17 protein-coding genes and 1 pseudogene are annotated in these 17,291 nt (G+C 69.4%); 6 read left to right on the forward strand and 12 right to left on the reverse strand.

The window, feature by feature from the left end; all coding sequences use genetic code 11:
• Nucleotides 1-266 precede the first annotated feature (266 nt).
• Entirely contained in the window at nt 267-488 is a 222-nt protein-coding gene (locus ACFYY1_RS28700; RefSeq protein WP_388590756.1) for a hypothetical protein, read from the reverse strand.
• A 166-nt stretch (nt 489-654) separates the two neighbouring features.
• Here ACFYY1_RS28700 and ACFYY1_RS28705 point away from each other — a divergent pair, with 166 nt between their 5' ends.
• The gene (locus tag ACFYY1_RS28705; protein ID WP_388590758.1) at nt 655-1,287 is read left to right on the forward strand and encodes a TetR/AcrR family transcriptional regulator; all 633 of its coding nucleotides are present in this window, start codon (nt 655-657) and stop codon (nt 1,285-1,287) included.
• A 226-nt stretch (nt 1,288-1,513) separates the two neighbouring features.
• Here ACFYY1_RS28705 and ACFYY1_RS28710 read toward each other — a convergent pair whose 3' ends face one another.
• The 6 genes from ACFYY1_RS28710 to ACFYY1_RS28735 form a co-directional block, all read right to left on the reverse strand.
• The gene (locus ACFYY1_RS28710; RefSeq protein ID WP_388590759.1) at nt 1,514-2,296 is read right to left on the reverse strand and encodes a GntR family transcriptional regulator; all 783 of its coding nucleotides are present in this window, start codon (nt 2,294-2,296) and stop codon (nt 1,514-1,516) included.
• A gap of 288 nt (nt 2,297-2,584) precedes the next feature.
• Nucleotides 2,585-3,544: a sulfite exporter TauE/SafE family protein gene (locus ACFYY1_RS28715; RefSeq protein ID WP_388590761.1), complete on the reverse strand. Its 960-nt coding sequence runs from the start codon at nt 3,542-3,544 to the stop codon at nt 2,585-2,587.
• Nucleotides 3,541-4,968, reverse strand: a complete 1,428-nt coding sequence (locus ACFYY1_RS28720) for a rhodanese-like domain-containing protein (RefSeq protein ID WP_388590763.1) — start codon at nt 4,966-4,968, stop codon at nt 3,541-3,543. The genes ACFYY1_RS28715 and ACFYY1_RS28720 overlap by 4 nt, the downstream gene beginning before the upstream one ends.
• Nucleotides 4,969-5,185: 217 nt before the next feature.
• Nucleotides 5,186-6,388, reverse strand: a complete 1,203-nt coding sequence (locus ACFYY1_RS28725; protein WP_388590765.1) for an FAD/NAD(P)-binding oxidoreductase — start codon at nt 6,386-6,388, stop codon at nt 5,186-5,188.
• A 579-nt stretch (nt 6,389-6,967) separates the two neighbouring features.
• Entirely contained in the window at nt 6,968-7,282 is a 315-nt protein-coding gene (locus ACFYY1_RS28730) for a helix-turn-helix domain-containing protein (RefSeq protein ID WP_388590766.1), read from the reverse strand.
• 228 nt (nt 7,283-7,510) lie between these two features.
• Nucleotides 7,511-7,918, reverse strand: coding sequence for a MerR family transcriptional regulator (locus ACFYY1_RS28735; protein ID WP_388590767.1), 408 nt, complete (start codon nt 7,916-7,918; stop codon nt 7,511-7,513).
• 50 nt (nt 7,919-7,968) lie between these two features.
• On the opposite strand from ACFYY1_RS28735, the gene ACFYY1_RS28740 reads away from it, so the two are divergent.
• The 3 genes from ACFYY1_RS28740 to ACFYY1_RS28750 all read left to right on the forward strand — a co-directional run bounded on the left by ACFYY1_RS28740 (nt 7,969) and on the right by ACFYY1_RS28750 (nt 11,284).
• Complete coding sequence (locus ACFYY1_RS28740; RefSeq protein WP_388590769.1) at nt 7,969-8,856, forward strand: NAD(P)-dependent oxidoreductase; 888 nt, start codon at nt 7,969-7,971, stop codon at nt 8,854-8,856.
• Nucleotides 8,857-9,303: 447 nt separating this feature from the next.
• Nucleotides 9,304-9,756 carry a hypothetical protein gene (locus ACFYY1_RS28745; RefSeq protein WP_388590770.1) on the forward strand — a complete coding sequence of 151 codons (453 nt, stop codon included), beginning with the start codon at nt 9,304-9,306 and terminating at the stop codon, nt 9,754-9,756.
• Nucleotides 9,757-9,967: 211 nt separating this feature from the next.
• Nucleotides 9,968-11,284 carry a bifunctional folylpolyglutamate synthase/dihydrofolate synthase gene (locus tag ACFYY1_RS28750; RefSeq protein WP_388590771.1) on the forward strand — a complete coding sequence of 439 codons (1,317 nt, stop codon included), beginning with the start codon at nt 9,968-9,970 and terminating at the stop codon, nt 11,282-11,284.
• 219 nt (nt 11,285-11,503) lie between these two features.
• Here ACFYY1_RS28750 and fxsT read toward each other — a convergent pair whose 3' ends face one another.
• Together fxsT and ACFYY1_RS28760 are read right to left on the reverse strand one after the other, a co-directional pair.
• A complete protein-coding gene (gene fxsT / locus ACFYY1_RS28755) occupies nt 11,504-14,494 on the reverse strand; it encodes an FxSxx-COOH system tetratricopeptide repeat protein (protein ID WP_388590773.1) in 2,991 nt (996 codons plus the stop codon).
• On the reverse strand, nt 14,491-14,946 hold the full coding sequence (locus ACFYY1_RS28760; protein WP_388590775.1) for a hypothetical protein: 456 nt from the start codon (nt 14,944-14,946) through the stop codon (nt 14,491-14,493). Before ACFYY1_RS28760 ends, fxsT begins: the two co-directional genes overlap by 4 nt.
• A gap of 218 nt (nt 14,947-15,164) precedes the next feature.
• Here ACFYY1_RS28760 and ACFYY1_RS28765 point away from each other — a divergent pair, with 218 nt between their 5' ends.
• Nucleotides 15,165-15,368 (forward strand): hypothetical protein, encoded by a 204-nt coding sequence (locus ACFYY1_RS28765; protein ID WP_388590777.1) that lies wholly within the window; start codon nt 15,165-15,167, stop codon nt 15,366-15,368.
• A gap of 124 nt (nt 15,369-15,492) precedes the next feature.
• On the opposite strand, the gene ACFYY1_RS28770 is transcribed toward ACFYY1_RS28765, so the two are convergent.
• The 3 genes and pseudogenes from ACFYY1_RS28770 to ACFYY1_RS28780 form a co-directional block, all read right to left on the reverse strand.
• Nucleotides 15,493-16,215, reverse strand: a complete 723-nt coding sequence (locus tag ACFYY1_RS28770) for a restriction endonuclease (RefSeq protein ID WP_388590778.1) — start codon at nt 16,213-16,215, stop codon at nt 15,493-15,495.
• Entirely contained in the window at nt 16,212-16,421 is a 210-nt protein-coding gene (locus ACFYY1_RS28775) for a hypothetical protein (protein WP_388590780.1), read from the reverse strand. Before ACFYY1_RS28775 ends, ACFYY1_RS28770 begins: the two co-directional genes overlap by 4 nt.
• A gap of 274 nt (nt 16,422-16,695) precedes the next feature.
• Nucleotides 16,696-16,800, reverse strand: a pseudogene (locus tag ACFYY1_RS28780) (IS5/IS1182 family transposase); the annotation flags it as partial.
• Between the two features lie 41 nt (nt 16,801-16,841).
• On the opposite strand from ACFYY1_RS28780, the gene ACFYY1_RS28785 reads away from it, so the two are divergent.
• A complete protein-coding gene (locus ACFYY1_RS28785) occupies nt 16,842-17,276 on the forward strand; it encodes a DUF6228 family protein (protein ID WP_388590781.1) in 435 nt (144 codons plus the stop codon).
• The last annotated feature ends 15 nt before the right edge of the window (nt 17,277-17,291 follow it).

The raw sequence follows: 17,291 nt of genomic DNA on the forward strand, positions 1-17,291 counted from the left end.
CACCTCGCCGCCCGCGGCGGCATCGGCCTGGAAACCTTCTACGGGCGGCTGGGCTGGAAAGAGACAGGCCGCTGGCCCGGCGCCCTCCGCCTCGCGGACGGCAAGGACCACGACGAGGTCCTCATGCTCCTCACCCCTCTGTAACCGAGGCACCCGGCCCGGCCTGCAGCCCGGCACGCCCCAGCCGGTGCCGGCGCACACACGAACGCACAAGGCCGCAACCGTGCCCACTGCCCGACCTCTCCAGCCGACCTGTCATCTGCGACTCATCTGCGACGGCCGTCCGCCTTCGCGGCACCGCGGGCCCGGCTCGCAACAACTGCGCCTGCCACAGCAACGAGAACGTGGACAGTGACGCCGACTGCGAATCCACCTGGTAACCAGCCGAGCAGGCCGGCATTGTCGTGGTCGGCGAGCTGGCGGATTGCTCCCTGCGCCCCGAGGACGAAAAGAACTACACCAAGGCCCTGAAAGATGTCGTACTTCATGTGATGCCTTCCTGGAATGGCGCTGTCGCGCAGAAGCACCGCGTCAGGGGCGGTTTCCGCGCTTCCGCAGGCGCTTCCGGGGACGGTTACAATGCACTTGCACTGTAACGCGATGGGCGATCGGTTGCAATGCGATTGCATGGCAACCGGTAGGGAAGGATGCAGCGTGCCGAAGATTGTGGATCACGAGCAGCGCAGGAGGCGTCTGGTCGAGGCGGTCTGGGCACTGGCGGTTCGAGGTGGCATCGAGCAGGTGACACTGCGCAAGGTGGCCGACGAAGCGGGCGTCTCCATGGGGCAGGTGCAGCATTACTACTCCTCGATGCAGGCCCTGATCCGCGACGCGCTCGACCGGGCCGTCCGAGCCGTGAACGCGAACATCGAGAACGCGGTCGGAGCAGCCGGCGCGACGAGCCCGGAAGCCGTCCTCAGCGCTTGCCTCCACGCCCTGATCAGTTCGGACGAAGCCAGCGTGCGCCTCATGCGGTTCTCGCTCGCGGCGGCCGGCCGGGCCGTTTCCGATCCGACGATGGCCAGAGTCCTTGCCCCGGGTGACGACGAACTGCTCTCCTTCACCGCCGGGCTCATCACCGCGGCCCGGCAGGAGCGAGGCAGCGAACCTCGCGGTTCGGAGCACCTTGACGCCGACATCTCCTGGTCACTTGCCGCAGGTCTCGGAGTGGACGTCGCCCTTGGATATCGCACACCGGATGCCGCCCAACGCCTGCTCGATTACCACATCGACCAGATCCTGGGGCCGTGCGAGCCTTCACCCGTTTCCCCACGAGGGAAGGTTTGAGCATCACGCAATTCCCCATCCCGAGTTCTCCTGTGGGCTGTCCCGTGATCCCTGGTGGATCAGCGTGCGGCGTCGGACGCGGTGCATCGCAAGGCGGAGGGACGCCCGAATACTGGATGTATTCGGGCGTTCCGACAACGCGGCGAGGTGCCGTGGCAGTCGTCGCACGCCCGCCAGGGATTACGGGACAGCCCTCAGGATCGGACCTCTGAGGAGCGATCGCGGGTCAGGGCATACGGACCGGAGCGCCCAACCGGTAGCCGTCGTCGGTGGAGAACTCGGCGGCGACGGCGAAGCGATCCGCTCGGACGAGTGTCTGGCGCCACTCGACCTGGCGTCGGCTGGTGTCGTGACCGAGTCTGTCGATCGCGAACAGCGCTGTGGACTCCGGGCAGTCGAGCAGGGTGCGCTCTCCGCGGCCGGGCGTGACGGCCCGAATGCGCTCCCAGCCGCCACTGATGCGCGTGCCGCAGTGGCGTTCGAGCTCGTCATAGAGCGAGGTGTGGGTGAAGTCGACATCCAGGAGCGGGCGGGCCACGTCCGCAGGCAGCCACACGCGATCGACGGCGAGCGGGTTCTCGTCGGCGAGACGGAGGCGTTCGAGGTAGACGAGCGGTGTGGATTCCTCAAGTCCCAGGCGGGCGGCGATGACACCGTCGGCGCGCTGGTCGAGCACACGAACGACGCTGCGCTGGACTGCGCCGACCTCCTCGACGGACCGGAAAAGGCTGTACGCCTCACCGACCTTCTGTTCCAGCGGGCGTCCGGCAGTGAACCGGGAGACCCTGCCGCGCCGGGCGGTGACGAGGCCGTCCGTACGAAGCTGACGGAGTGCCTCGCGAACGGTGTGCCGGCTCACCTGGTACTCGGCGACGAGGTCGTGCTCGCCGGGGAAGACGTCGCGGAACTCGCCGTCTTCGAGGCGGCGCAGCAGGTCGGCGCGCAGCTGTGCCCATAGCGGCTTGCCCGCGGATCGGGTGAGGGGACGGGGATCGGGTCGGGAGGTCACCGTTGCCCTCCTGGGGCTCGGGGGGGGTGGGACGTATGCTACTGGCGCAAGGCGAATGTTCGTACATTCGCAGGGGCTACGCAAACCCGCGCTCACCGGTTCCCCAGGCAAAGGTGGTGGACCTGGCCCGCAGGGGTGTCGGCGGACGTGACCGCCACCCGTACCGCCGGCGGGTGGTGTACGCCGAAGGCCGCGCGACAGGCTCGGATTGCCCGTTGCCGGGTGGCAGCCGATCAGTGTGGGCCGTCACCCGTCGCAGGGTGTGCCAACCGCGGCCGTGCGGGGAACTCAGACGATCACGTCGACGAGCATGAACACAGCCATCGCGAGCAGCAGGGCGGCGAAAGTCCGTTGCAGGGCGGCGCCGGAGAGCTTGGCTGCCAGCCGCTTGCCGTCCCAGGCGCCGAGGATGGCGGCGCCCACGAACGGACCGAAGATCGCGAGGTCGAGGGACATTCCTCCGGCGGCTGCGCGAGTGGCGAGGGACGCAACCGAGTTGATGAGGATGACCACGAGGCTCGTGCCGACGGCCGCCCGCATCGGCAGACGGAGCACCGACACCAGGGCGGGTACGGCCAGGAAGCCGCCACCGACACCCAGCAACCCGGTCACCGCACCCAGGCCGGCTCCGGCCGCGCCGGTGCGCAGGTACCCGGCCCGGCCGACCGTCCTCACGTGGCTGTCGGCGGTGTCGGCGCCGCCCGTCTCTTCCGGCGCGTGACCGCCCGCACGCTGTGCGGTCACGCTGGTTCCGCCGGCTGCCCGGACGACGGCCGCATCCGCGGGCCCGGGCGGGCCGGAGAAGGGCGCCCCGGATCCCACCGCCGGCTCGGGTGCGGTGGCCTTCGAGGCCGCCTCGGACACGGGGGCCCGGCGGGTGTGCACCGCGCGGAGACCACGCAGCATCACCACGGCGGCGAAAGCGGCCAGGACGGCGAACGCAGTGGTCAGCACGGCCTGCGGGATGCGGTGGGCAAGCATGGACGCCCCGATAGCGGGTACCACGCCGGCCGCCGCGAACAGGACACCGGTCCGCCAGCGGATGTTGCCGGTACCGACGTGGCGGACGAGGGCGATGACGGAGGTGATGGTGACGACGACCAGACTGGTGGTCCCCGCGTCGGCGGGTGCGACGCCCAGGAGATACACCAGGGCCGGGACCGCGAGCACACCCCCACCACCGCCGAGCGCGCCGAGAGCCAGGCCGACCACGGCTCCGCAGAGCAGGGCGAGGATCAGCACGCTCACGCCGGAACGCCACCCGGGGTCGTGTCGGCGGGGTACTCGACCTCACCGCGCCAGGCGGAGAAGCCGCCGCGCAGGTCGGTGGTGTCGAAGCCGCGGGCGCGCAGTACGGACGCGGCCACCGATGAGCGGTTGCCGCTCGCGCAGAACACGGTCAGCGGCTGGTCGGCCGGCAGCTCGTCCAGGCGGCCGACCAGTTCGGGCAGCGGGATGAGGCGAGCGCCGGGGATGGTGCCGCTTTCACGCACTTCGCCCGGGCCACGCACGTCCAGCAGCTCGAAGCCGTCCGCGTCCTTGGCGAGCCGGTCATCGAGGCCGGCGGCCTCCACGCGCACGGCGGCGGTCAGGTATTCGGCGCCGACGGCGTCGACCGGGGTCGCCAAGGCGCCGAGGACGCGGTCGAAGCCGATGCGGGCGAGCCGGTTGCGGGCCTCGCGCGCGGTGGCCGGGTCGCCGCACAGGATGATGCTGTCCTGGGCGTCGAGCACCTCGCCGGCGAGCTCGGCGAAGCGCCCGCCGAGGGGGACGTTGACCGCGCCGTGCAGGTGGGCGGAGGCGAACGACTCCGGGTCCCGCGTGTCCAGGACGATGGCGCCGCGCGCCCGGGCGTCGAGGAAGGCGGCCGGGTCGAGGGAGACGACGTGGGTGTTTTCGTCCAGGACCGGACGGGCCTGGCGATTGCGCACGGATGTGAACGCGAAGTAGGCGGGCGCGGCGGGCTGGCCTTCGGTCACGACGGAGACGAACTCGCCCTCGGTCATGTCGGCCAGGGCGTAGTTGTTCAGACGCTGGTTGCCGATCGTGCAGCTCAGCTCGGTCGAGAGGTTCTTGCCGCAGGCCGAGCCGGCCCCGTGCGCCGGGTAGACACGTGTGTCGTCGGGGAGAGTGAGCAGGCGCTCCCGGGTGGAGTGGTACAGCGCGCGAGCCATGTCCTCGGCGGACCGGCCGCGGGCGCTGAGCAGGTCGGGACGGCCGACATCGCCGATGAACAGCGTGTCTCCGGTGAGGACACCGTAGGGGATGGCGTCGTCGGCATGTTCGCGCACGACGATGCAGATCGACTCGGGGGTGTGGCCAGGGGTGTGCAGGATCTCCAGGTCGACCTCGCCGAGGCTGAGGTGCTCGCCATCGTCCAGGGGGTCGGTGTCGAAGTCGAGCGTGCCGGCCGAGCCGTAGGAGATGCGGGCGCCGGTGCGCTCGGCCAGCTCCAGGTGACCGGAGAGGAAGTCGGCGTGGATGTGGGTCTCCAGGACCCGTTCGATGGTCAGGCCGTGACGCTCGGCGGTGGAGATGTAGTCGATGACATCGCGTTGCGGGTCGACCACGACGGCCCGGCCGGTGGTGCGGTCGCCGACGAGGTACGAGGCGTGGGAGAGGCAGTCGAGGTAGAACTGCACGAAGACCAGCGGTCCGGTGTGGTTCGTCATGACGGGCTCCTGAGGATGAGCGGTGAGGGTGCGCCGGGGCATCGGGCCCGGGGCGCGGGTGACGAGGTCGGGCGAGCCGTGCGCCGTCTGTGCAGCGCGGCGACGGCAAGGTGGCCGGAAAGCAGGGCGGCGATGTGCGCCGGGGCCGGGACCGCGGGTGCGACCCGCCGGTTCCCCGGCCGGTGCGGCGGTCGGGTTCCCGCTTTCGGGTGTTGGATCAGGCGAGCCCGCGGAGCATGAGGTTCCAGTAGAGGAACGGCAGGCCGCGCCGCTTGAGGTACCACATGTCGGTGCGTTCACGGATGGTGTTGATCACCGGGATCGACGGGGTGGGCTGACCGCTGTAGTCGAACTCGGCGAGCAGCATCTTGTTGCGGGCCGTGGTCAGCGGGCATGAGGAGTAGCCGTGGTAGGCGGCGGTGGGTTCCCGGCCGTTCATCGAGGCGAGGAGATTCGCGACGACCACGGGTGCCTGCTTGCGCACGGCCGCGCCGGTCTTGGAGTTCGGGGACGATCCGACGTCTCCGAGGGCCCAGACGTTGGGGTACCTGACATGTCGCATGGTGTGTTTGTCGATCTCGACGTAGCCGGCCGGGTCGTCCGCTCCGGCGAGCGGGCTGCGCTTGATCCATTCCGGGGCGCTCTGCGGTGGGACGAGGTGGGCCATGTCGTACGGCAGAGTCTTCCTGTCTCCGGTGCCCAGCTCGGTGACGACCACCTCGCGGGCCTCGGGACGCACCTCGGTGACTTCGCTTCCGTAGTGGACGTTGATGCCGTACCGGCGGACCACGTCATCGAGCACGCGCGCGAACTCCGGAACTCCGAAGATGGCGGCACCGGGTATCACGAGGTGGACGTCGATCTTGCCGAGAACACCCTGTTCCCGCCAGTAGTCGGCGGCGAGGTACGCGATCTTCTGCGGGGCACCGCCGCACTTGATGGCTCCCGTCGGCATGCTGAACACCGCGCTGCCCGAGCGGGTCCCGCGGATGAAGCGCCAGGTCGCGGGAGCAGTGTGCGGCAGGTAATTGCTCGACAGGCCGTCCTTGCCGAGCCCGGCCTCCAGGCCCGGTACCCGATCCCAGTCCAGCTGGATGCCGGGGCAGACCACCAGGTGGTCATAGGAGATGGTGCCGGCGTCATCCAGCGTCACCGCCTGGGCTTCGGGGTCGATGGAGACCGCGGCGCGGCGGATCCACCGCACGCCCTTCGGCATCACGGTCTCCTGCGGGCGGACACTCTCCTTCAGCGGCGCTCGTCCGCCGCCTACCAGCGTCCACAACGGTTGGTAGTAGTGGTGAAGGCTCGGGTCGAGCACTGCTACGTCCTGTTCACCGGCGCGGCGGAGCCGAGCCGCGACCGAGATACCTGCGGTCCCACCGCCGATGATCACGGTCCGGTGGTGTTGCTTGGTCACCAAGGGAACCCTCCGATCAAATGTGCGTACATTTAAGTTAGGCGGCCCGGCGCCGACAAGCAAGCCGCCCCCTGGGATATCGCAGAAATTGTACGTACATTTAAGTGTGGCCTCAGCTGAGCGCCCCTCCGCCTCACGCGCGGCCGGGCCCCTCCTCTCCCTGGCCCGGGCGGCACGCCCCGCCCTCCAGCTCCGCCGCAATCCGGTGCTCAGGCTTTCCAGCGGGAGACCTTGTCGCGGCCGAAGGCCATGTGTCCGCGGCCGAGCGCGGCAGCCGCAGTGGCGGCTGAGGCCGAGCGGTCGGCAGATCTGATTACGGGACAGCCCTCAGGGCGCATGGCCGCGGGACGGCCCCGGTACGTCGCGCTGCGGAACCATCACACGGAGTTCGTCGAGCGTCATGGCGTGGGAATGGCCACCACGGTCAGGGAAGTACTCGACGCCGACGCGGGGGCAAGGTGCCCTGGCTGCCTGTTCCTTCATACGGCGCCGGCACAGGCAGCAGTGCTGGCGGTCGAGTTGTCCGACTGGTCCGCCGCAGGTGACGCAGTCCCGTTGCTTCCTGCCCATCGCGGCCCGCCGTCACAGGGGCGGCATCGACCGGCCCCGGGCCGAGGCGGCCGGGGGCAGGTCGGCGACCGGGCGAGGGGGTGCGATCGGCTGCTCGACGGGGGTGGTGCCGACCTCGATCAGGTCGTTGGGATTGCACTCCAGCGCGGTGCACAACGCAGCAAGGGTGGTCATCCTCACCTGCGAGGGCTTCTTGGTGAACAAGGCGGACACCGATGCCGAGGACAGTTCCGGGCCGGCCTTCTCGGCCGGCAGTCGCCGCAGTTCGGGGCCGGTCCACACCTCGCGCTGGGCAGCGGCCGTCCGCAGCCGCCATTGGATCTCCACGCCGTGGTGTCCTTCCCACTCAGCTCGGCCAAAGTGCTGGCGACGGCACGCTGACAGGCGTCCTCGATGAAGGCTGCGGACGGCCGGACGTGTCTCATGGTCGAGCTGACGGTCCAGTGACCGAGCATGTGCTGGATCGCCACGAGGTCGACGCCGTCGGCGGTGGTCTCGCAGGCCGCCGAGGTGCTGCTGGTCGAGACGGTCCGCAAGCCGGGGTACCCCGGCTGCTCAGGCGGGGACGGGCTCCAGGCCGGCATCGTCAAAGGGTGGATAGCTCTCGTTGCCCATTCGCTCGGCCGCATCGATGTATTCGGCAAGGGCGTCGCGGGATTGAGCGAGCCTGTCCATCTGATCGTCCAGTCGCTGCAGCCGTGACCGCATCGCGGCCAGCAACTCGGGACACCCGGGCAGCTCCGGGGTCTCTCCGGCTGCACAGGGCAACAGGTACGCGATGTCCTCGGAGGACAAACCGGCACCAAGCAGGTGCCGGATCTGCTTCACCCGAAGCACGGCGGTCTCGTCGTACTCGCGGTAGCCGTTCGCGCTGCGGTCTGCCTCCAGCAGGCCCTGGGCCTCGTAGTAGCGCAACTGATGGGCGTTGACGCCCGCCCGACGACTCAGTTCCCCGATCCGCATCAAAAACCTCGCTTGACCTTCACACCGGTATCAACGTTGACGATGCTGCCATGAACATCAACAGAACCAGTACGCCCGTGACAGTCATCGGACTTGGACGAATGGGCCAGGCACTCGCCGGCGCGTTCCTGAAGGCCGGACATCCTACAACCGTGTGGAACCGTACGGCTTCCAAGGCCGACCAGTTGGTGGCCGGGGGTGCGCGGCTGGCGCCGACGGTTGGTGACGCGCTCAAGGAAAGTTCCCTGGCGGTCCTCTGCGTCACCGACTACGAGGCCATGCGCGAGCTGCTCGGCGCGAGCGGCATCGAGCTGAACGGCACGATGCTGATCAACCTGACCTCGGGCGACTCGGCCCAGGCCCGGAAAGCCGCCCGATGGACCGCGCAGCGTGGCGCCCGTTACCTGGACGGCGCCATCATGGCCATCCCGCCGGCGATCGGGACCGCCGAGGCGGTGATTCTGCACAGCGGGCCGCAGTCGGACTTCGAGGCACACAAGTCAACACTCGACGCGCTCGGTACCGTCACCTACCTCGGTGCGGACCATGGGCTGGCGTCCCTGTACGACGTGGCCGGCCTGGCCATGATGTGGAGCGTCCTGAACGCCTGGCTCCAGGGCACTGCCCTGCTCAGGACGGCCGGTGTCGACGCCGCAGCGTATGCGCCGTTCGCCCAGCAGATCGCTGCCGGTGTGGCCGAATGGCTGCCTGGGTATGCCGAGCAGATCGACAGCGGCTCCTTCCCGGCCGAGGTGTCGGCCCTGGAGACCGAGGTGCGGTCGATGGCGCACTTGATCGAGGAGAGCGAGGCGCTGGGTGTCAACGCCGAACTGCCGAAGTTGATCAAGGCGATGGCCGACCGCTCGATCGCCGCCGGACACGGTGGGGAGCAGTATCCCGTGCTGATCGAGGAGTTCGGCAAACCCCGCAACAACTGACCGATCCCGACAACGGGTTCTGGTCTCGGGCTTTCGCGTGGCGGACTGCCCGGATCGTGATCACGATCACGAGCACGGAAAGTGCCTCTGCCGAGGGCGCCGTGCCGGCCGGACCCGGCCGGCGCGAGCAGGCGGCCGACCGGCCACAGGCGCAGTCCGCGCCCCTCCGACCGGCGCGTGGACGCAGGTTCTCCCCTACCTGATCAGGATTGTTCCCAGTGAACGCTGGTTGCAGAGCGGATGAGGTCGGGGAACCGCTCGTCCCGGCGCGCCTGGGCCGGGCCATCCGGTCCGACCACGGCCCGCTGGTCGGCCCGACCACGGACCGGATGGCCCGGACGGATGAACCCAGGGGCTCGTGTACGCGGGCGCGGATTCAGGCGGGCCTGCCGTCGCCGCGCGGGCCCGCGTGGTGTCTCGTCTCAGGCGATCCGGCCCCTGTCTCAGATGATCTGGTCCGACGGTGCCGCTGTCGGTGACGAGTGGCAGGCTGCGCCCATGAGCTACGACCTTGCCGTGTGGGAGGGCGAGCGGCCGGCGGATGACGCCGCTGCGGCCCGGTGCTTCACCGATCTGTACGACCGGTACGTCGACACGGAGGAGCCTGCGGTTCCTCCGGTGGAGCAAATAGCGGCCTTCGTCTCCGCCCTCTTGGAACGGTGGCCCGATCTCACCGAGGACGAGGACGACGCCTCGCCTTGGTCGACTGGTCCGCTGATCAAAGAGGCCCGTGGGCCGCTGATCCACTTCCCCATGCGCTGGAGCATGGCTGGGGAGGCATCCGCCTACGCGGCGGGAGTTGCTTGGTCGATGGGCCTCAATTGCTTCGACCCACAGGTGCGGCAGTTGATCTGGTCGCCGCAGGTCACAGCCCTACCCGCAGTCCAGATCCGTGACTGAGCGCCCGAGTGGGCGGATGAGTGCTTGAGTTGGCGGGGCTGAGCGTCGCACTCGGCAGGGGCATGCGTGCAGGCCAGTGGGCAGATGTCGACTACGACAAGGGAAGCAACCGTAGGGCCCGGAAGCCCTCGGCCAGCGCCTCTGATCCGTCGCGCCAGGTGGCATGATCCGGTGCGTGGACTACTTACGCTGTGTGGACATTCTGGCGAAGATGCATGAGAACCCCCACGGGCTTCCTCGGGAGGTGCGTCAGGCGAATGTCTCCAGGCTGCTGGAGGCGCTGGGCCGTCCTCAGCAGGGGCTGCGCGGGATGCTGGTGGTGGGGACGAACGGCAAGGGGTCGACCTGCGCGTTCGCGGTGTCGGCGGTGGCCGCGACCGGGGCACGGGTGGGCAGCATGCCCAGCCCGCACCTGCAGGAGCCCCGGGAGCGTATCCGGGTCGATGGGGTCCCTGTCACGCGTGCCGAGTACACCGCGGCGTTCGCCGAGATCTGGCAGACGATCGAGCGGCACGGCCTGCCCGTCCTGGCCCAGGGCATCTTCACGACGACCGCGGCCGCACATTTCCGACGGGCCGGCGTGAGGCTGGCGGTGGCCGAGGCGGGCATCGGCGGGAGCAAGGCCGCAGCTGCGGAGCTCGGCCTGGACGTGAAGGTCCTCACCGGCATCGGGCTCGACCACACCCGACTGCTCGGCGGCTCCCTGACCCGGATCGCTCAGGCCAAGATCGCAGCCGCGCGGGACGGGGACCATGTCGTTCTCGGACGGCTGGCCCCCGAAGCGTCCACCGCTGCGGAGCAAGTCCTCAAGGAACGGACGGGACTGGCCGTGTGGCGTATGGACCAGGAGATCCACTACACCGCCCGTGCCGCCGGCCGCGACGGCAACCGCGGCCCGGGGACGCTGGTCGACGTCACCACTCCCCGCGCCGTGCACCGCGATCTGCCCTGCCCGCTGTCCGGGGCACACCAGCACCACAACCTCGCGGTCGCCATCGCCGCGATGGACGCGATGGCCGAACGCGGGCACATCCGCGAGCCCGACAGCGAACGACTCCGCACACGACTGGCGGCAACATCCTGGCCCGGCCGCCTTGAACTGCTCCCCCACGCCCGGCTGGACGACTGGACGGGCCGCGTCCTCCTGGAGGGCGCCACCAATCCGCAAGGTGCCGCGACCGTCGCCCCGGAGATCCTGCGCCACGCCCGCGCCGACGGTCGCTCGGGCCCGCCCGTGCTGGTCTTCGCCGCGATGGACGACAAGGACGTCGTCGGCATGCTCGCCCCACTCCCCTCCCACTGGCCTCTGGTCCTCACCCGCACCGGCTCGCACGAGGCCGCGGGCACCGCTACCTTGCACAGTCGGCTGTCCCCGGGCCGCCAGGCGCCATGCCTGACAGCCGAAGACACCCCATCGGCGCTGCGCCGGGCCGCAGAACTCGCCGGACCCGGCGGCCTGATCGTCGTCTTCGGCTCGCTGCGCCTCGTGGGCGAAGCCCGTACCGCGCTCGGTCTGCAGCCCGCGTGAGGGGGTTCAGGGCGAACGTCACAGGAGGACCACTCCACGCCTTGCGTGCGTTCGAACAGTTCCACGGCTCCCATCGGCCGCATCAGGGCATCGGGAATGCCCGCCCGCTGTATCCATCGCCCACGCCGATCACGGTTCCGGACGCGATCGCCCGCCTCGACGTACGCCGCCGCGATCGCCTCGGCGGCTTTCTCCGCGAGTACCGACATGCCGCATGCCTCAACGGATGGCGCTTTCGGCAAGGACAGCGTGAAGGTGGCGGGATTGGAGGGTGTCGGGGTGGTCGGGGCCCAGAACGCGTGCCTGATCGGCAACCACCCCAGCCAACAACCTCGCCGCCTCCCCGCGCTCACCCGCCGCACCAAGACTCCACGCGTGGTTGTAGCGAAACATGAGGGTGTCGGGATGGTCGGGGCCCAGCACCCTCTCGCTGTCGGCGAGCAGCTGCTCCATCAGCTCGATGGCTTTCTCCTGTTGCCCCGCCGCCCAGTAGCAGTCGCTGAGGACACGACGGAGGATGAGCGCATTGGAGGGGTCGGCACCCTGGATGTGCTTCCAGTCCTCCGATGCCTGAACACCCTGGGCAATGGCTTCATCCATGTTTCCCAGCTTCGCGTACGAGAGGGTGAGCACGTAGCGGAAGTGTGAGGTAAGCATGTGGGCGCGGCCGAGGGCTGCCATCGCCGATTCTCCGATGCGTACGACGTCGTCGAACCGCTCCGCCAGGAAGTAGGCATAGGCGAGCTCGGTCACTGCCACCAGGGTGAAAAGAGTGTTGTCGCCCAGTACGCGCGTGAAGTGCGCGACGACCTGTTCGTGGAGGCTGATCGCCTCTTCCAAGCGGCCGGCGCACATGTAGATGTCCGCAAGGCCGCTGCGGGCTCCCAGACTCTCCTGGTGGTCAGCGCCGAGGACGCGCTCGTAGTCAGCGACCAGCCCTTCCCCCAGCATGACTGCCTCCGCCACCCGGTCGGCGTTCTTGTAGCAGTCGGCGAGCTTGGCCCGGGCCCTGAGGGTGTGGGGGTGGTCGGCGCCCAGGTGTCGCACGCAGTCGGCGACCGCCACCTCAAGGAGGGCGGCTGCGGCCTCCTTCTGCCCACCGTCCCGGTATGTGTCGGCCAATGACACGCGCGCGGTCACGGTGCCGGGGTGGACGGTGCCGAAGACCCGCTCCTGGTCACGGACGACCCGTTCCTGAAGGGCGATCGCATCCTGCGTCCGCCCCGCCATGGCGTAGAACCCGCTCAGGTCCGTACGGGCGCTCAGCGTGTGCGGGTCGTCGCCGCCCAACGCGCGCTCACAGTCCGCTACGAGGGCCTCCTGGAGGCGCACTGCCTCGTCGAGGCGCGAGGTCACCACGAGACTCCCGGCGAGCAGATCGCGGTACTCCAACGTGTCGAGGTGGTCGGGGCCCAGCACGTGTGCCGCTTCGGCGGCCACCTGTTCCAGAAGGGACACCGCTTCGTCCGGCCGTCGCTGCATTGCGTAGCAGGTGGCAAGGTAGCCACGGCTCTTGAGCGTCTGGGGATGGCTTCGCCCCAGGACGCGCTCGCGGGCCCGGGCCGCGCGAGTGAGCACCGCCTCGGCGGACTGCACCTCACCCTCGAAGAGTCGGCAGGCACCCAAATCGTTGAGGCTCTCCAGGGTGTCGGGGTGGTCGGCTCCCAGCAGTCGCGTGCGATCGGCGACGACCCCGTCCAGGAGCCTCAGGGCCCGGTGAGGCTCCCCGCTTTTCATGAGGGCCCCCGCCATGCGGTGCCGTGCGTGGAGTACTTCGGGTGTGCCGGGCGGGAGCGAGCGCTCGTACACGTGCAGGATGCCTTCCCACAGCGGCAGCGCCTGGTCGTCCAGGTCCAGCTCGTGGAGGTGTTCGGCGGTGTCGAGGTACAGCGGCAGGGCGGGAGCGTCGTCGTAGCCGTCCGGCACCGTGGAGACCAGCACCAAAAGGTGGGACAGGCACAGATCCCATGTCGCCTGCGGTGCCGGGCTCTCCGCACCCTCGGGGTACAGGGCGTGGCGCAGGACGCGGGTTGCCTCGGCGCGCCCCCGCGCAGCGGGCAGGATCGTCAGCGACAGCCCGGCGGGATCCGGAGTGCGGCGCAGGGTGAGCTGCAGGAGGCGGTGGATGCGCACCACTGGGCCCGTCAGGTGGACGAGGTTGTAGGTCGCGAGGACGCCCAGGGCCTTGTTCAGTGTGCGTCCGTCGGGGCACAGCGGGGTGAGCAGTCCGCGTGGGCAGTCGTCGGGGGACAGCCAGGCCAGGGCATACAACAGAGTGATCGCCGCGTCGCTCTGTTCCTCGATGGCGGCCAAGGTCACGTTCCACACCCGTGCGATGGTGCGCTCGGGGTCGATGCCGGAAGCGGCCTCGTCGAGCATCAGCCCCAGGTCGTTGTAGAAGGAGACCAGGGTCGTCCCGGTCTGCCGCAGATAGGCGCCGGCCTGGTGGAGGGCGAGTGGCAGGTTGCCCAGGGCGGTGGCCAGCGCGCGGGCGTCGGCGTACTGCGGGCTGCGGCGGTCGGGGGACTCGCCGCAGGCAAGTTCGTGGAGAAGGTCGGCCGCCGAGGTGTCGTCGAGCACGTCCAGGCCGACGGCCCGGGCGCTGGACCAGCCATGGGCGCGGCGGCTGGTGATCAGATGGTGGCCGCCGGTCAGCCCGCCCAGGTACGGTTCGGCGTCGCGCGGTTCGTCCACGTTGTCGAAAATGAGCAACCATCCGGGGTGCCACTGCAGCCAGACGCTTGCCCAGGCCACCCGCGCCTCCACACCGGCGCCGGCCGCCCACTGGGGGTGCAGGTACGCAGCGAGGCCGGCCAGGGAGGCATCGATCTGCGCCGGGGAGTCCGCGTTGATCCACCAGATCAGGCTGTAGTGCTCCCGGTTGCGGTGCGCGTAATGCACGGCGAGGGTGCTCTTGCCGATTCCGCCCATGCCGTGCACCACGTGGGAGCGGGTCTGCTCCACACCCTCGTACGGCCTGAACAGCTCGCACAGCTTTGTCAGTTGGGCGTCGCGGCCGACGAACGCCCGATCCGGCGGGTACGGCAGATTCCCGCAGTGCGGAGGCGCGGTGACCTCCTTCGCGCTCTGGAGGTCCTGCTGTGTCAGCACGGTGACGCTGACGTGGTCACCGGTGTTGGCGAATCCTGAAAGCGCATCGGCCGCAATGGACCGGGCCCCGGAGGCATGGTGCGCGCCCGAGGCGGTCATGACGAGGTCGGGTCCGTCGTGTGACCGCCGTGAACCGTGATGCGGGCTCCGTCGCCCGTGCTGACGACGCCGGTGTTTTCGCCGCCGACGGCCACCGATCGCTCCCCGGACGCGGTGACCGTTCGTGGTGCGCTCGCGAGCAGATTCCTCAACTCCTCAATGAGTTGGGGATCTTCGCTCATCGCGTGCCTGAGCTGCATGCGCAGGGCCGCGGCTCCGTCGTCGGCGGCGGGCCCGGTCGTCACCGCATCCTCGACGGCCTGCTGCAGCATGGCGCGGCGCGTCGGTGAGATGCGGTTCCAGACCCTGAGAAGGATTTGCCGTCCAGTGTTCACCGCCGCATCGGCGGCGGCATCCTCGGCCCGGGAGAAGACGTTGGCGCCGTAAGCGGCGAGCGCGGCGGCCACGTACGGGCCCATCTGATCGACTGCCTGGACGATCTCGGCTTCCACATCCGCTCCCTGCGAATCGACACCCCATACGTACCCCGAAGGGACATCACATGCACCCGGTTCGGTTCCGGGGCTCGTCGGGGCTGCGGTGTGCGCCGCCGCCGATGTCCCCCGCCGATGCCCTCGCCGGCTGACCGACCGGCGCATCTGCTTCATCAGATCGACGCCCTGTGCTGGTCGATGTACCGGCACCGATCGCGCGCTCTCAGGCGTCGGCCATGGCAGGGATTTCCGACATGCTCCTCTGCGTCTTCAAGATGCTCGGCTACCGCTTCTCCCTGCGGTTCAAGGACCGCAAGGATCTCAAGGACCTCAAGGACCGGCGGTTTCGGAAGGCCCGGATGCCCGGCGGAGAGCCGGTGGGTGGCCACGGGCCGCTGCAGGTGCCGGGCCGCACCAAGGTGAACGTACCGACAGCCTGAGCTGAACAACCGAGGCAACCGGCGGGGCCGGGAGGTCGAGGACCTTCCCGGCCCCGCCGACGCGGTTCGTGAGACAGCTGAGAAAACTCCATGGACCGACTCTCGCCGGCACGGCCGCGCGGCTTCAGGAGAGCGAGGTCGGTTTGCGGGGTGGCGGTACGGCGCGGAGGAGTTCCCACAAGGGGCGGGAGCCGGACGCCCACATTCCGAGGGTGTCGCGGTCGACGACGTGGAGGCGCTGCTGTTTGGCGAAGGTGACGGCCGGGGCCGTGACGCGGCCGTTGGTGACGATCACCGCGATGTCGGCGCCGTGGACCTGGCGTGCGGTGCCATTGAGGACCTGGAGGTCCGGGGTGCCGACGGCGGAGCCGGCGAGGCCGTTGCGGCGGTGTTTGCACTGGATGACCCAGCGCCGTCCGTAGGGGTCGGTGGCCTTCACGTCGGCGCCCAGGTCACCGGCGCCTCCGACGCGGACCGCGTCCTGGCAGCCGTCACGGTGCATCAGCTCCCGTACCGCATCCTCGAACCGGGCGTGGTGCAGGGAGTCCAGCTGGGGCAGGCCGTAACGCAGGCCCTGCGTACGGACCGCCTCCCACCGTGCCCGCTGCTGCTTCTGATGGAGCCGGACACCACCGCCCAGCACGGCCAGGACACCGATGGCGACCAGGACCCACCAGTGGACCAGCAGCCAGTTGACCACGGCCACCACCACGGCGACGGCCAGAACCGCGACCACAAGAAGCCTGACCAGCCGTTCATTCGCACGCTGCCGCCTGCCGCGCCTACGGGTACGCCGCCGTACCGGGGAGCGCCTGGCCGCCGCGGGTCGGCGCCTGCGGGGGCTCATTGGCTGGCCTGTGTCACGCCGCTCGCGACCTGCCCCAGGAAGCTCAGGATGCCCTGGCCCACCGGGGTGGGAGCCAGGAGGATCCCGAGCGCCAGGACGATGACGACGGTCATCTTCTCGTCGAAGCGGCTGCGGGCCTCGGTCCGCCGGCGCAACCGGAGGAAGACGACGACTGCGAGCAGCACAGCTACGTTGATGGTCAGCAACCGCCCAGACCTCCCGCACGATCGGCCAAGAACACAGGTGAGGCCGCTGTGCCGCCCCGCCTTCCTGTGTAGCGGGGTCGTGGTGATGTCGGAGGCGGGTTGCCGGGAAATGGCACAAAGCCATGAGGCCCTGGCCGAATCCCGCGCGACGGATCAGCCGTCGACGTGCACGGTCGCCGCGGCACCAGTGACTGGTTCAGCGGGTGGATCTCCACCCGCGTCCCGTCGGCGGCGTTCAGGCGCCGGCTGCGCTCAAGCAGGAGGAGACCCCACTCCCGGTGCCTGGATAGCCGCCGTCGGCGGTGGTCATCGTCGTGCCGACGGCGGCCTTCGCGCCGGACTCCTCCCACGCCTTGCAGTCGTTGCGGTTCCCGGGAATGGCGATGACGTCGACTTGGCGGTGTCCGTATCCTTCGGTGGGTGAGTCTGATCGAGGTTGTTCCAGGGCAGGTCGAGCTCGTCGTCGGGAGGTCGGGGGCACTGGCACCCTCCGTCCGGTTGTTCGATTGGTCGCGGGCGGATGAGTACGAGTTCGCCTTCGCCGTGGAGGCCATCGATGACGGTGTGCGTGCACGGATCGAGTCCGTGACCGTGACGGTCTGGGACAACATGAGCGAGTTCTTTGATGGCCTCGCGCGCGACTTCCGTGGATGGGAGGGCGAGCGGGTCTGGGGCAACAACAACCTGGTCGTGACAGCTACGTTCGGCTCGGGTGGTCATGTGTATCTGGGCTGGACTCTGCGATCCGGCTTCTTCCCCGGCGACTGGAACTGCACCGTGACGACCGTGATCGAGGCCGGCGAAGAAATGACGGCCGTAGCCGCGGAACTGCGGGCATTTCTGCGTGAAGAGTAGGTCTCGACGGTCTGC

Source organism: Streptomyces sp. NPDC001890 (genome assembly GCF_042891445.1).
In the GTDB taxonomy this organism is placed as follows: Bacteria; Actinomycetota; Actinomycetes; order Streptomycetales; family Streptomycetaceae; genus Streptomyces.

Excerpts from the sequence above, each read along its gene's own strand:
- ACFYY1_RS28745 (WP_388590770.1), top strand. The coding sequence starts at position 9,304 with ATGATCTGGTCCGACGGTGCCGCTGTCGGTGACGAGTGGCAGGCTGCG.
- fxsT (WP_388590773.1), bottom strand. The coding sequence starts at position 14,494 with ATGACCGCCTCGGGCGCGCACCATGCCTCCGGGGCCCGGTCCATTGCG.
- ACFYY1_RS28770 (WP_388590778.1), bottom strand. The coding sequence starts at position 16,215 with ATGAGCCCCCGCAGGCGCCGACCCGCGGCGGCCAGGCGCTCCCCGGTA.
- ACFYY1_RS28720 (WP_388590763.1), bottom strand. The coding sequence starts at position 4,968 with ATGACGAACCACACCGGACCGCTGGTCTTCGTGCAGTTCTACCTCGAC.
- ACFYY1_RS28735 (WP_388590767.1), bottom strand. The coding sequence starts at position 7,918 with ATGCGGATCGGGGAACTGAGTCGTCGGGCGGGCGTCAACGCCCATCAG.
- ACFYY1_RS28740 (WP_388590769.1), top strand. The coding sequence starts at position 7,969 with ATGAACATCAACAGAACCAGTACGCCCGTGACAGTCATCGGACTTGGA.
- ACFYY1_RS28765 (WP_388590777.1), top strand. The coding sequence starts at position 15,165 with ATGGCAGGGATTTCCGACATGCTCCTCTGCGTCTTCAAGATGCTCGGC.
- ACFYY1_RS28700 (WP_388590756.1), bottom strand. The coding sequence starts at position 488 with ATGAAGTACGACATCTTTCAGGGCCTTGGTGTAGTTCTTTTCGTCCTC.
- ACFYY1_RS28750 (WP_388590771.1), top strand. The coding sequence starts at position 9,968 with ATGCATGAGAACCCCCACGGGCTTCCTCGGGAGGTGCGTCAGGCGAAT.